Annotated in this window: 12 protein-coding genes; 9 read left to right on the top strand and 3 right to left on the bottom strand. The window is 34.8% G+C overall.

The window, feature by feature from the left end:
• The first annotated feature begins 61 nt into the window (after positions 1-61).
• Positions 62-658 (top strand): hypothetical protein, encoded by a 597-nt coding sequence (locus tag M1D66_RS15950; RefSeq protein ID WP_000487796.1) that lies wholly within the window; start codon positions 62-64, stop codon positions 656-658.
• Positions 659-754: 96 nt separating this feature from the next.
• Here M1D66_RS15950 and racA read toward each other — a convergent pair whose 3' ends face one another.
• Complete coding sequence (racA, locus tag M1D66_RS15945) at positions 755-1,297, bottom strand: chromosome-anchoring protein RacA (protein WP_000456023.1); 543 nt, start codon at positions 1,295-1,297, stop codon at positions 755-757.
• 354 nt (positions 1,298-1,651) lie between these two features.
• Here racA and M1D66_RS15940 point away from each other — a divergent pair, with 354 nt between their 5' ends.
• Positions 1,652-3,007, top strand: coding sequence for a hemolysin family protein (locus M1D66_RS15940; RefSeq protein WP_000356250.1), 1,356 nt, complete (start codon positions 1,652-1,654; stop codon positions 3,005-3,007).
• A 132-nt stretch (positions 3,008-3,139) separates the two neighbouring features.
• Positions 3,140-4,564, top strand: coding sequence for an aldehyde dehydrogenase family protein (locus tag M1D66_RS15935; RefSeq protein WP_000716459.1), 1,425 nt, complete (start codon positions 3,140-3,142; stop codon positions 4,562-4,564).
• A 102-nt stretch (positions 4,565-4,666) separates the two neighbouring features.
• Here M1D66_RS15935 and M1D66_RS15930 read toward each other — a convergent pair whose 3' ends face one another.
• Positions 4,667-5,059 (bottom strand): YueI family protein, encoded by a 393-nt coding sequence (locus M1D66_RS15930; RefSeq protein ID WP_000247558.1) that lies wholly within the window; start codon positions 5,057-5,059, stop codon positions 4,667-4,669.
• A gap of 236 nt (positions 5,060-5,295) precedes the next feature.
• On the opposite strand from M1D66_RS15930, the gene M1D66_RS15925 reads away from it, so the two are divergent.
• A complete protein-coding gene (locus tag M1D66_RS15925; RefSeq protein ID WP_000425086.1) occupies positions 5,296-6,429 on the top strand; it encodes a BA2291 family sporulation histidine kinase in 1,134 nt (377 codons plus the stop codon).
• 33 nt (positions 6,430-6,462) lie between these two features.
• Here the strand turns inward: M1D66_RS15925 and M1D66_RS15920 are convergent, their stop codons facing one another.
• Positions 6,463-7,212: a DUF4397 domain-containing protein gene (locus M1D66_RS15920; protein ID WP_000083284.1), complete on the bottom strand. Its 750-nt coding sequence runs from the start codon at positions 7,210-7,212 to the stop codon at positions 6,463-6,465.
• 949 nt (positions 7,213-8,161) lie between these two features.
• Here M1D66_RS15920 and M1D66_RS15915 point away from each other — a divergent pair.
• Genes M1D66_RS15915 through ablB form a run of 5 tightly spaced genes read left to right on the top strand, consistent with a single transcriptional unit; the run spans position 8,162 to position 12,994 of the window.
• Positions 8,162-9,472, top strand: a complete 1,311-nt coding sequence (locus M1D66_RS15915) for an aspartate aminotransferase family protein (protein ID WP_042866874.1) — start codon at positions 8,162-8,164, stop codon at positions 9,470-9,472.
• Positions 9,469-10,167 carry an acetate CoA-transferase subunit alpha gene (gene atoD, locus M1D66_RS15910; protein WP_086385971.1) on the top strand — a complete coding sequence of 233 codons (699 nt, stop codon included), beginning with the start codon at positions 9,469-9,471 and terminating at the stop codon, positions 10,165-10,167. The genes M1D66_RS15915 and atoD overlap by 4 nt, the downstream gene beginning before the upstream one ends.
• A complete protein-coding gene (locus M1D66_RS15905) occupies positions 10,152-10,814 on the top strand; it encodes a CoA transferase subunit B (RefSeq protein ID WP_000525293.1) in 663 nt (220 codons plus the stop codon). The genes atoD and M1D66_RS15905 overlap by 16 nt, the downstream gene beginning before the upstream one ends.
• 15 nt (positions 10,815-10,829) lie before the next feature.
• Entirely contained in the window at positions 10,830-12,098 is a 1,269-nt protein-coding gene (locus M1D66_RS15900; RefSeq protein ID WP_242554606.1) for a peptidase, read from the top strand.
• Entirely contained in the window at positions 12,095-12,994 is a 900-nt protein-coding gene (gene ablB / locus M1D66_RS15895; protein ID WP_086385972.1) for a putative beta-lysine N-acetyltransferase, read from the top strand. The genes M1D66_RS15900 and ablB overlap by 4 nt, the downstream gene beginning before the upstream one ends.
• Positions 12,995-13,037: the final 43 nt, after the last annotated feature.

The following is a 13,037-nucleotide window of genomic DNA, read 5'->3' as shown; positions in this document are numbered from 1 at the left end:
TATGATAGATAGTGAAAGCGTTATCAAAAAAACAGAGCGGCGATGGGAAAGGCGGTTAAATATGTTCCAGCGTGTTCAAACAAAGGAAGAACATTTTGGGTTCGAGCAACTATGGGGAGATTTTTGTGAAGAAAGAAACTTAATGTTCGTAGAACGTAATTTAAATCCATCACGATTTTTATTAATAGAAGATGAACATCCTATTGGTACAGTAGAATGTATTAAGTATACGGTACCTGAACAATCGAATTCTGAGTTTTTCTATCCGTTTTCTAAAAATGATTTAGTAAAAGATTTGAAGAATGTATATGAAATAGGCAAGTTAAGTATTTCGAAAACGTCTCGTGGAAGAGGACATTTCAAAAGGCTAACAGCTATTTTATTTATACATGCGTTAGAAACAAAAGCTGAATGGTACATTGCAGCAGTAACAAAAAGAATGTATATGTATTTACTTACACTTGGTTTTCCAATTGAACCAATAGATAATCCTTTTCAGTTTCATGATACTTTACAAGGTGTACCAGTAAGAATTCATGCTCGAAAAGGGGTTACGCATTTGTATTCTTTAAAAGAATTTCGTGATGTGATTCAAGGGAATGCTCATGCACAGGCATTAATTACAGAATACAGTAAAAATATTATGTTAACGAAATAAAGCGAAGTGAATATGTATAATAAAGAGAATAACATTTGTATAGGATATAACTCTTCATTAAAAAAGACCCTTATTATTTTAATAAGGGTCTAAAAATTATAATCCAAATATACTAAAAATCATTTTGCGGCGCTTCGGTTTCTTTTCTCGTTCATATGTTGGTTTTGAATCCGGAGTAATATAAATGGGTTCTTCTTTCGTTAGGGCAGCTTCTAACTTTTGAATTCGCTCTAACATTTCCTCCATTTCACGACGGTGTTGTAAAAGTTGGTACGTGACGACATCATTTGCCTTATCTTGCATTTGTTCTTCCATTCGATCAAGTCTTCTCGTAATAGTGTTTAATTGATTAGCTAATTGCTCAAAATCATTCGATGATATGTTTTGAACAATTGTATTAACTTGAGTTTTTAATTCCTCAACTTCATTTGAGGAAGCCTTTTGAGTAGATTGAGAATTTTGAGATTGCTCTATTTGAAATCGATGGTGTTCTAACATTTGATCGACATCCTCTTGTGTGAATATAAAGTGGCCATATTTGTTTTTCTCTATCGTAAGATTTAATTGTTGCGCGATCCGGACAACAGCCTTTGGGCTAACACCTAATTTCTTTGCGATAAATGGTGTTTTATATTCCAAAATAATCCCTCCTATATATATCCTGTTGAATGATTTCGAGCTATGAAGTAAGTTCCCTTCTAGTGCGACAAAAGAAGTGTGGAATCGGCAAAGAAAGTGTTTTTTCACGAAATTGAGTTGAGGAGAATAGTTCTTTTAAATAAAAATGTCTTATCGTAACATTTAGAATAATTTGACGAGTGTAAATGAATTAGATTATCATAATGATAAATATCTTTTTTATGTATGCATATAATATATAAAAAGGTGGTTGCTAATGTAGAATTTTGTTAGAGTATTAGAATGCTTACTTCACTTGAATAAAATTAAGTAGGAGGTGGCTTCCTTGCTTACAAAGTAAGTAAGGAAAAGTATTTGGACATATATAGTATAAGTATAGTGATTGTTTTAATTGCCTTAACGGCATTTTTCGTTGCAGCAGAATTTGCAATTGTTAAAGTGAGAAGTTCACGAATTGACTATTTAATTGCAGAAGGAAATAATCGTGCAACATCGGTCAAAACAGTCATTACAAACTTAGACGAATATTTATCTGCTTGTCAGCTAGGAATTACTGTTACAGCTTTAGGAATTGGGTGGTTTGGTAAACCTGCGTTAAAGCAAATGTTTGATACGCTTTTTGCAAATTGGAATATCTCTACTCAACTAGCAGACATTTTTGCTGTAATTTTAGTATTTTTGTTAATTACTTTTTTACATGTTGTAATAGGGGAATTGGCCCCAAAAACATTTGCAATTCAAAAATCTGAACAAGTGAGTTTGCTTGTTTCTAAACCGTTAATTTTCTTTTATCGTATTGCATTCCCATTCATTTGGCTATTAAATGGTTCAGCTCGAATCATTACGAAGCTGCTAGGGCTGAAACCGCCGAAGGGGCATGATGAGGTTCATTCAGAAGAAGAATTACGGTTGTTAGTTTCAGAAAGTTATAGAAATGGTGAGATTAATCAATCTGAATATAAATATGTGAATAAAATTTTTGAATTTGATGATCGGATTGCAAAAGAAATAATGGTACCTCGAACTGAAATGAATATTATAAGTAAAGAGATGCCTGCTGAAGAAGCTTTGCAAAAAATGTCTCGTGAAAAATATACAAGGTATCCAGTTGTTGATGGCGACAAAGACCACGTAATAGGTTTTGTGAATTTTAAAGATATTTTTACTGAATTTGTACAACATAAAGCTGTTAATAAGAAGACAGTAGAGCAATATATGAGACCAATTATTTTAGTTATCGATTCTATTCCAATTCATGATTTGTTTTTGAAAATGCAAAAAGAAAGAACACATATTGCTATATTGATAGATGAATATGGTGGAACATCTGGACTTGTTACTGTTGAAGATATTCTGGAAGAAATTGTTGGAGATATTCAGGATGAGTTTGATACGGATGAGCAGCCAGAAATTCAACAAGTTAGTGAAACGAAGACGATACTAGAGGGAAAAGTACTTGTTAGTGAAGTGAATACGTTATTTGGTTTAGGGATTGATGATGATGGTGTTGATACAATCGGTGGTTGGATTTTAACGAAGAATATAGAGATTGCTGAAGAGGATTCCATTGAAATTGAAAATTATAAGTTTTGTGTGAAAGAATTAGATGGACATTATATAAAAAGATTAGAAGTTACAAAGATAGTAGAATCGATTGTTATTTTAGAAGATGAAAAACAAATTTCGTTACAAGAGCAAATTAGCTCGTAAACTCTGCTATATAGCAGAGTTTTTTTGAGCATAATGTTTTTTGAGGGATAAGGGCTATGATACAATGACATAAGTCAAACCTTTCACTAGGTGAAGTATTGTTGTATACATATATTTGGAAGGAGCAGAAGTATGAAAAAGCATTTATATATAAATGGAGATTGGAAATCTGTAAACACGTATAAACCATTATACGCACCATATTCTGAAGAAACATTAGCGGAAATTGCACAAGGCACGGAAGAAGATGTAAAAGAGGCTGTTACCGCTGCAAAAAATGCAATGACAAAAATGAATACATTATCTGCATATGATCGTGCGACTATTTTAGAGAAAGTTGCACAAAAAATGGATGAAAGAAGAGAAGAATTTGCAGAGATTATTGCAAAAGAAGCTGCAAAACCAATACGTGCTGCAAGGGGAGAAGTAGATCGTACTGTTCAAACATACAAATTTGCAGCTGAAGAAGCGAAGCGTATATATGGTGAGACATTGCCATTAGACGCCGCACCTGGTGCAGATGGGCGTATTGCATATACAATCCGAAAGCCGATTGGGGTTATAGGGGCTATTACACCATTTAATTTCCCATTAAATTTAGTAGCGCATAAAGTTGGACCAGCAATCGCTGCCGGAAATACAGTTGTATTAAAGCCAGCTGATCAAACGCCATTATCATCTTATGCATTAGTTGAGTTATTTGAAGAGGCAGGATTGCCAAATGGAGCTTTAAATATCATTTCTGGCCCTGGCTCCACGGTTGGTGAGGCAATCGTCAAAAATGATTACGTTGCTTCTATTACTTTTACCGGAAGTCCAAAAGTTGGAATCGGAATAAAACAAAAGGCTGGGCTAAAACGAGTTACGTTAGAACTAGGCTCAAATGCTGCTGTTATCATTGATGAAGATGTAGAGTTAACAGATGAAATAATTGAACGTGTAAAATGGGGAGCATTTGTTAATAATGGGCAAGTTTGTATTTCAGTACAACGTGTTTTTGTACATGAAACGAAAATGCATGAATTTCTTTCGAAGCTAAAGAAAGCGATGGAATCAGTTGTTGTTGGTGATCCACTGCTTGAGGAAACGGATGTATCAGCTTTAATTTCAAAAAGAGATGTAGAGCGAATTGATATGTGGGTTCAAGAAGCAATTAAGGAAGGAGCAACTGTTTTATGCGGTGGTAAGAAGCGGGATGCAAGAATTTTTGAACCGACTGTATTAACAAATGTTCCAGATCATGTATCTGTGCAGTGCCAAGAAGTATTCGGTCCACTCATGACAGTAAATACATTTAAAGAATTTGATGAAGCGATTGAGCAAGTAAATAATTCGCGTTACGGCTTACAGGCAGGAGTATTTACAAATAATTTATTTAAAGCAATGCGTGCAATTGATGAGCTAGAGGTTGGTGGTGTCATGATTAATGATATTCCAACGTTCAGAGTAGATCATATGCCTTATGGTGGTGTGAAAGAAAGTGGCACGGGACGCGAAGGAATTAAATATGCAATAGAAGAAATGACAGAAATGAAATTAGTATGTATTAAAAAATAAAGTGGAAAAACTTAAAACTTGCACTAAAAAACGAGTAGGAAATGTTTACGATTCCATACTCGTTTTTTACGCTTCTAGTAACTATTTAATTAAGTGTAACTTTTACTTCATTTCTTGTTTGAAAATAGTATCTTCTACATAAATTTGTTCTTTATCTATAGCAGTAGCATGAGTTAATACTAAACCGATTGGTGTTTTTGTATCTTTATTTTGAACAATTGTAAAAGGAACATTTTTTTCGTTTGCTAATTTAATGTATTTTGATAAATGTGGGTAAGCAATGCCACCATTTAGGAGGAGTTGTAATGATTGAGAAGAGCGCATGCTACCCGCCACTTCAGAGTATACATTACTTTGCATTACTTGACCGATTGTTAAAGCGATTTCCACACGCTCACGTAATGTAGTTAAATACATATTACGTTCTTCTGGTTTGTTTTGCTTTTGGCCGTAAATGCCTTCTTGGAGATAATCTTCCACATTTTTATTTACCATATTTTTCACACCTTTCATTTTCTATTGTACGCAAGAATTAAAAATGATGCAAAAAAAAGTCGTTTTGACTACGGAAATAATGAAAATATGTGAAGGAAAAAGGGGATTTGTATACAATTAGTTAAATAAGAAAGAAAAAATAATTTTATCAACAGAAATTAACAAAATGTGACAAAAATCTATTAACGAATCGTATTTTTTGTGTTAATATTCAAAATATAAAGGGTATTCGTCGTATGGAAATGGAGGGAATGGAGGTTTTTCCAATCGATAAGGATATTAAAGAAATATTTTGTTCACACTTGAAAAACAATAGGCACCAATTCGTAGAGAACTGGAAAAACAAAATGATAATTTCCGAAAAAGATCCATTTAAACTAGAAGTAGTTCAAAATGGAGAGGATTTACTAGAGTTAATTATCGAACTTACTATGGAAGATAAAGATATAAATTATCTTCAACCGTTATGTGAGAAAATTGCTATTGAACGTGCTGGAGCAGATGCGAATATTGGAGATTTTGTTTATAACGCAAACGTGGGAAGAAATGAACTTTTCGAAGCGATGTGTGAATTAGATGTTAGCGCTCGTGAATTGAAACCAATTATGGCAAAAATACATACTTGTTTTGACAAATTAATTTATTATACCGTTTTAAAATACTCGGAAATTATATCGAAGAATTTAGAGGAAAAACAGCAATATATTAACGAAACACATAAAGAAAGGCTGACGATTTTAGGGCAAATGTCAGCTAGTTTTGTACATGAATTTCGTAATCCGCTTACTTCTATTATGGGGTTTGTTAAATTATTAAAGGCGGATCATCCGAGTTTATCGTATTTAGATATTATTTCGCATGAATTAGATCAATTAAATTTTCGTATTTCGCAATTTTTACTCGTATCGAAAAAAGAAATGTGGAATGAATCGGAACGGTTTTGGCTTAATGACTTGTTTCAAGACATTATACAATTCTTATATCCGAGTTTGGTCAATGCGAATGTTTTGATTGAAAAGAATTTACCGTATCCAATTCCGCTTGTTGGTTATCGGAGTGAAGTGAGACAAGTATTTTTAAACATATTAATGAATTCAATTGATGCTCTTGAATCAATGAAAGAAGAACGAAAAATTATCATTGATGTATTTGAAGAAGATCAAGCTATTCGAATTGTGATAAAAAATAATGGACCAATGATTCCAGCTGAAAATGTAGAAACGATTTTTGAACCATTTGTAACTACTAAAAAGTTAGGAACTGGTATTGGATTATTTGTATGTAAACAAATTGTGGAAAAACATAATGGATCCATTATGTGTCGATCAGATAACGATTGGACAGAATTTCAAATTGCATTTCAAAAATAAACAGTCTACACCAAATGAATGGTGTAGACTGTTTTAATTTGTGAGTATAACGGCTTCTAATTTAGGATCTTTAGTTGAATAACCTACTATTGAAATTGTATAAATAACATTTGGTTCAACATTGAATTTAGGTATAGTCAATAAAACGTTTTTATTATCTGCGAGTGAAATTTCAATATCTGCTGTACCAGGGCTAACTTGCAAAAAATCTGTTATTTGTTTAAAGAGTACATTTTCAAATAAATGATCCCCATCTTTTAAATCTACGTTTACAACAGGGGTATCTGGAGAGAAATGTGCAAACCGTATTTTGGCTTGACCAGCTGGTAAATGTGTATTATCAAGTATAGGCTGTAATTGTAGGTGATTATCACTATTTATTGCAGCAAGAGTATAAGTATGATTTCCCATTATTGGTACCAACGCTGAAAAGATTGGAGTTTCATTTCCGACAGGAACAATATCTATACGGTATTTACCTTGCACTAATGATAAATAAGGGCTGAATTGCTTAAATGAAATATTTTTAATAACCTTTTGTCCGTTTACTAAAATGTCAACCGCTGGTATATTTGGATCGGCATGAAAAATTCTTATATGTGACGGTAAAGCAGCTTCTTGTGAGTCTCTTGTTTCATACGCCTGTACAAGTTTTGATAGTGCATCGTAATATTTCATATATAATTCTATATATTTTTTAGGATTACGAAACTGATAGTAACGTGCGAGTTGTTCGTATTGTGTAACTTCTTGTCCATATTTTTCGATTTCAGATTGAGACATGAACATTCCTCCTTTGTCATCATTAAAACTATATGCGAAGCAAGAAAGCGGTTATGCAAAAAAAATGATTTTATAAAGGGAAAATTAAAAATTGACAACAAATATGTTTTCATAAAGAGGTGCTGGTGCTTACGAGAATTTCGCAGAGTAAAGCAGTACATATGACTGTACGAAAGTAAAATAAATGCCAAATTGAAAGTGCATTTCAATTAACATATTGAATACATGTCCAAAAATCGCTAGAAAACTAGGGATTTTTTTAATTATAGGCAAATACACATACAAAGTGATAATTGTCCTACATAAATTATAAAGGAAAGATACTTTGAATCTGAGGAAAGGAGTGCCACTTCGGGATAGGGATATCCCGATAGTAATTGTGAATGAAGTTATGAAAAGGTTTTGTGTTATAGGCTGTAGGATGAATTTGTAAACTTCATTTTTCTATTTATTTTAGCAATTGACAGTATTAACCCATAAGAGAGCGTCATGACGAACTGATTAGTGTGGTTAATCGGTTCTTTTTTTATAGTTTAAAACTGAAAAGTTTACATAATGAATAGGAATCTGAATTGATTAGTAAGGTGGGTGTCGAAATTTGTTTTAAAATATGCAATTTAAAGTAGGATAATAGGAAGGAGTTTAACGGGAGTTCCGTCGAAGTGTACAGAATGTCGGCATTTAAGGACAGCTGGCATTATGCTATAAAAACATTTGGTGATGTAGTCATTTCATATAAAAAGGAGGGTTATTTGGGCGTATAGAAAAGGGTTGGTCTTCGGTTTTTTAGTTCTGAATTTTCTGTTTTATAAAAATTTTTAAGCACTCATTTGTATATTTTATAATAGTTTTTTGATAAATTCACTGCTTTTGCAGAGGATTCTTTTTTATGAAAGAAACGTCAATTTTCTTCATATATATATACAAATTGGAGAAATGGGGGAGCGCTATGCGCGATTACTTAATTAAACCACTTGTTGGTCAGCCGTATCCAATGATTTCACATGGAAAAGGTGTTTATTTGTATGATCAAAATGGCAATAAATATTTTGATGGTTCGTCAGGAGCAATTACGGCAGGTATTGGGCATGGCGTAAAGGAGATTGCAGACGTTATTAAAAAGCAAGCTGAGGAGATTGCTTTCGTTTATAGATCACAGTTTACGAGTGAACCAGCTGAAAAATTAGCGAAGAAGTTAAGTGATTTAAGTGTAGGAGATTTGAACTGGAGTTTTTTTGTAAATAGTGGTACGGAAGCGAATGAAACAGCTATGAAAATTGCAATTCAGCATTTTCAAGAGCGAGGTATTCAAGGGAAACATAAAATTTTATCAAGATGGATGAGTTATCACGGTATTACGATGGGTGCTTTATCGATGTCTGGGCATCCACTACGTAGACAACGTTTCGTATCTATTTTGGAAGATTATCCGACTATACCAGCTCCATATTGTTTCAGATGTCCTGTTCAAAAGGTATATCCAACTTGTCAGCTGGCATGTGCGACTGAACTAGAAAGATCAATTGAAAGAATTGGTGCAGAGCATATTGCTGCTTTTATTGCTGAGCCGATTATCGGAGCAGCTGGAGGCGCGGTTGTTCCGCCGAAAGACTATTATAAAGTCATTAAAGAGATTTGCGACCATTACGATATTTTATTTATTGCGGATGAAGTAATGACTGGGCTTGGTCGTACTGGAGCATGGTTTGCGATGGAGCATTGGGGCGTAGAGCCGGATATTATGACACTTGGTAAAGGGTTAGGAGCGGGATATACACCGATGGCAGCGACAGTTGTAAGTGATCGTGTTATGGAACCAATATTACGTGGATCACGTTCAGTAATGAGCGGTCATACGTTAAGTGCAAATCCATTGTCTGCAGCAACGGCTTTAGCTGTTATTGAATATATGGAGAAATATAATCTTCCTGAAAAAACAGCAGAAAAGGGAGAGTATTTAATAAAAGGCTTACAGAAAGTTCAACAACAATCGACAATCATTGCTGATGTGCGCGGAAAAGGGTTGCTAATCGGAGTAGAATTGCAACCGTTTACAAAAGCGTCGGAGCTTATTTCAGTTGCAGCTAAAAATGGTCTGCTTTTATACCAAGCAGTTTCAGGGCAAGCAGGAAAAGAAGATAGTGCACTGCTTGTAGCACCGCCAATGACAACTACATATTCCGAGTTAGATGAATTACTTTCAATTTTCTCTAAAAGTGTGGAAGAGATGATGCAAAAAGGAGGGCATAGTATCGCATGACAACTATTACAAATACATTCGGTAAATTAAAAGAAATTGAGGAAGTAATTTCTTTGTTCCATAATGATATGACATTGATGTTTGGGGGATTTGGAGGGATTGGATCCCCTCCATCTTTAATACAGGCAATTTTAGAAAAAGGCGTTACAAATTTAAATTTAATTGGAAATGACACTGGATTTCCTGATGTAGGTATCGGTCGTCTTGTTACAAATGAAAGAGTTAAATCAATAATTACTTCTCACATTGGCTCCAATCCAAATGCAGGAAGGCAACTAAACGAGGGAAGATTACAAATTGAGTTTTCTCCGCAGGGAACATTAGCAGAGCGTATTCGCGCTGGTGGCGTTGGTCTTGGTGGTGTTTTAGTTGATGTTGGTGTTGATACGATTGTGGAAGAGGGAAAACGAACAGTTGAAATGAATGGTAAGACCTACTTAGTTGAAACAGCATTAACTGCTGAAGTTTCAATTGTATATGCGAAAAAGGCAGATCCGTTTGGTAACCTTGTATTTGACAAAAGTGCACGAAATATGAATCCCCATGTAGCTATGGCTGGGGATATAACAATTGTAGAAGCAGAAGAAATAGTCCCGCTTGGAAGTTTAGATCCAGAGGAAATTGTCGTTCCAGGTGTTTTCGTAAATTATATTGTACCGTCGGAAGGAGTGAACTGGAAATGGGTATGGGCGTAGAAGTGAGGGATAAGATTGCTAGGCGTGCGGCGAAAGAAATACAAAATGGTATGATTGTAAATTTAGGTATTGGCATACCATCGCTTGTACCAAATCATTTGCCTGAAGATATAAATGTTATGTTTCATGCGGAAAATGGAATCGTCGGCATGGGACCAACGCCAAGTAAAGGGAATGAAGATGAAAATTTGTGTAATGCAGCAGGTTTACCAACTTCTCTTATAACAGGAGCGAGTTATTTCGATAGCTGCACAGCGTTTGGGATGATTCGAAAAGGTTTGCTAGACATAACGATTCTTGGTTCATTACAAGTAAGTGAAAATGGTGATTTAGCAAACTGGATTGTACCTGGAAAACGTGTTCCAGGTATTGGTGGAGCAATGGATTTAGCACAAAAAGCGAAGCGGGTCGTTGTTGTGATGAATCATGTTGATAAGTACGGAAATGCAAAAATTGTTTCAGAGTGTACATTGCCATTAACTTCAAAGAAATGTGTAGATTTAATTATTACTGATATGGCAGTCATGGAGGTAACTCCGAGTGGACTTATATTACAAGAATTAATGAGCCCATACACAGTAGAAGATGTAAAACGACATACAGAAGCTGATTTTCAAATTAGTTCTAACTTACTAGTAATTGAATGAAGGGAGATGTAATATATGGAGCAATTAAAAAAGCAAGTTTGTGATTATATTGAGAGCCATGAAGAGGAAAGTGTGAAATTTTTAAAACGATTAATTCAAGAAAAGAGCGTATCTGGTGATGAAAGCGGTGCGCAGGCAATTGTGATTGAAAAATTACGTGAATTAGGTTTAGAGCTCGATATATGGGAGCCTTCTTTTTCTAAAATGAAAGATCATCCTTATTTTGTATCACCCCGTACAAGTTTTTCAGATAGCCCAAATATTGTAGCAACTTTAAAAGGAAGTGGCGACGGGAAATCTATGATATTGAATGGGCATATTGATGTAGTTCCAGAAGGGGATGTGAATCAGTGGGAACATCATCCTTATAGCGGTGAGAAAATCGGAAATCGTATATATGGCCGTGGAACGACGGATATGAAGGGCGGAAATGTCGCACTTATGCTTGCGATGGAAGCGATTATTGAATCTAACATTGAATTAAAAGGAGACATCTATTTTCAAAGTGTAATAGAAGAGGAAAGTGGCGGAGCAGGGACATTAGCAACTATATTACGAGGATATAAGGCAGATGGTGTCATTATTCCGGAGCCTACTAATATGAAGTTTTTCCCGAAACAACAAGGTTCCATGTGGTTTCGTCTACGTGTAAAAGGGAAAGCTGCACACGGTGGAACGCGCTATGAAGGGGTTAGTGCAATAGAAAAAAGTATGTTTGTTATAGAACATGTAAGAAAGCTAGAGGAGAAAAGAAATAGTCGAATTACAGATCCGTTATTTAAAGAAATTCCGATTCCAATTCCAATTAACATTGGGAAAATTGAAGGAGGGAGTTGGCCAAGTTCTGTTCCCGATGAATTAATTTTAGAAGGAAGATGCGGTGTTGCGCCGAATGAGACTATAGAGGCGGCAAAAGAAGAGTTTGAGAATTGGATTGCTGAATTAAATGATGTGGACAATTGGTTTGTTGAAAATCCAGTAGAAGTAGAATGGTTTGGAGCGAGATGGGTTCCTGGTGAACTAGAAGAGAATCATGAACTCATTACGACACTTCATCACAACTTTGTTGAAATCGAAGGGAACGAACCAATTATTGAAGCATCTCCGTGGGGGACTGATGGAGGTTTATTTACACAAATTGCAAACGTACCAACAATAGTATTTGGTCCAGGAGAGACGAAAGTAGCACACTATCCAAACGAATATATAGAAGTTGATAAAATGATAGCTACCGCAAAAATTATTGCATGTACATTACTAGATTGGTGTGAGGTGAAAAAATGAAATACTATGAATCTTTTAGAGAACAGACGAATTGTTATACAGTAGAAGGTGTTTTAGATTATTTTAATAAGCGTATTCGGGTAGATCACTATACAGGAAATGTTGAAAGTATTATACAGACCATTGACGAACTAGCAGAGAAACATTCTTTCACTAAATGTATTATTAAAGGAAAGGGAGAGCATGTTTCAACATGGCTCTCTTTCGGTTTTTTGTTGGAAGCAACGATACCTCATTATTTTCAAGGGCACGATGCATACTTTTTTGTGAAATATAATAATGATGAAAGACGAAATAGTATGCATTGGACTGAGGAAGATACTATATTAAGCGGTGTAAAAGGAAAAGAAATAAAAGAAAAAGTAGTTCCAGAGAAATTTTTGCTGAGAAAAGCGACTGAAGAAGATGCAGAAGAATTAGCAACTGTATTCGGAAAAGTATTTGAAGTGTATCCGACACCTTTAAATGAAGCGAGTTATGTATTACAGACGATGAAAGAAGACGATACAATTTACTACGTGTATGAATTTGAGGGGAAAATTATTAGTACAGCATCTGCAGAAATGAACATAAAGGAAGGGAATGCAGAATTAACGAATTGTGCTACTTTACCTGAATACCGTAAACATGGATTTATGAAAAGTTTACTAATTAAATTAGAGGAAGAACTTCAAGAAAGATCTATTTTCTGCTCCTATACAATTGCTCGATCGCTTTCTTTCGGAATGAATGCTGCCTTTCATCAATTAGGCTATACGTATACAGGGAGACTGGCGAATAATTGCTACATTTTCGATAAGTTGGAAGATATGAATATATGGGTGAAAGATCTATCTAGCTATTCGAAAGCAGTAAAACTTCCACCTCAAAATTTGGCTGTAAAGCAAAACAGTTAGGTGGAGCTGGGTGTTTGAAAAAGCCGCACTAATTAGAGTTTCG

This window comes from Bacillus sp. PK6-16 (assembly GCF_056530295.1).
Note: the sequence above shows the minus strand (reverse complement) of the source record. Positions and strands in the feature narration are given on the sequence as shown.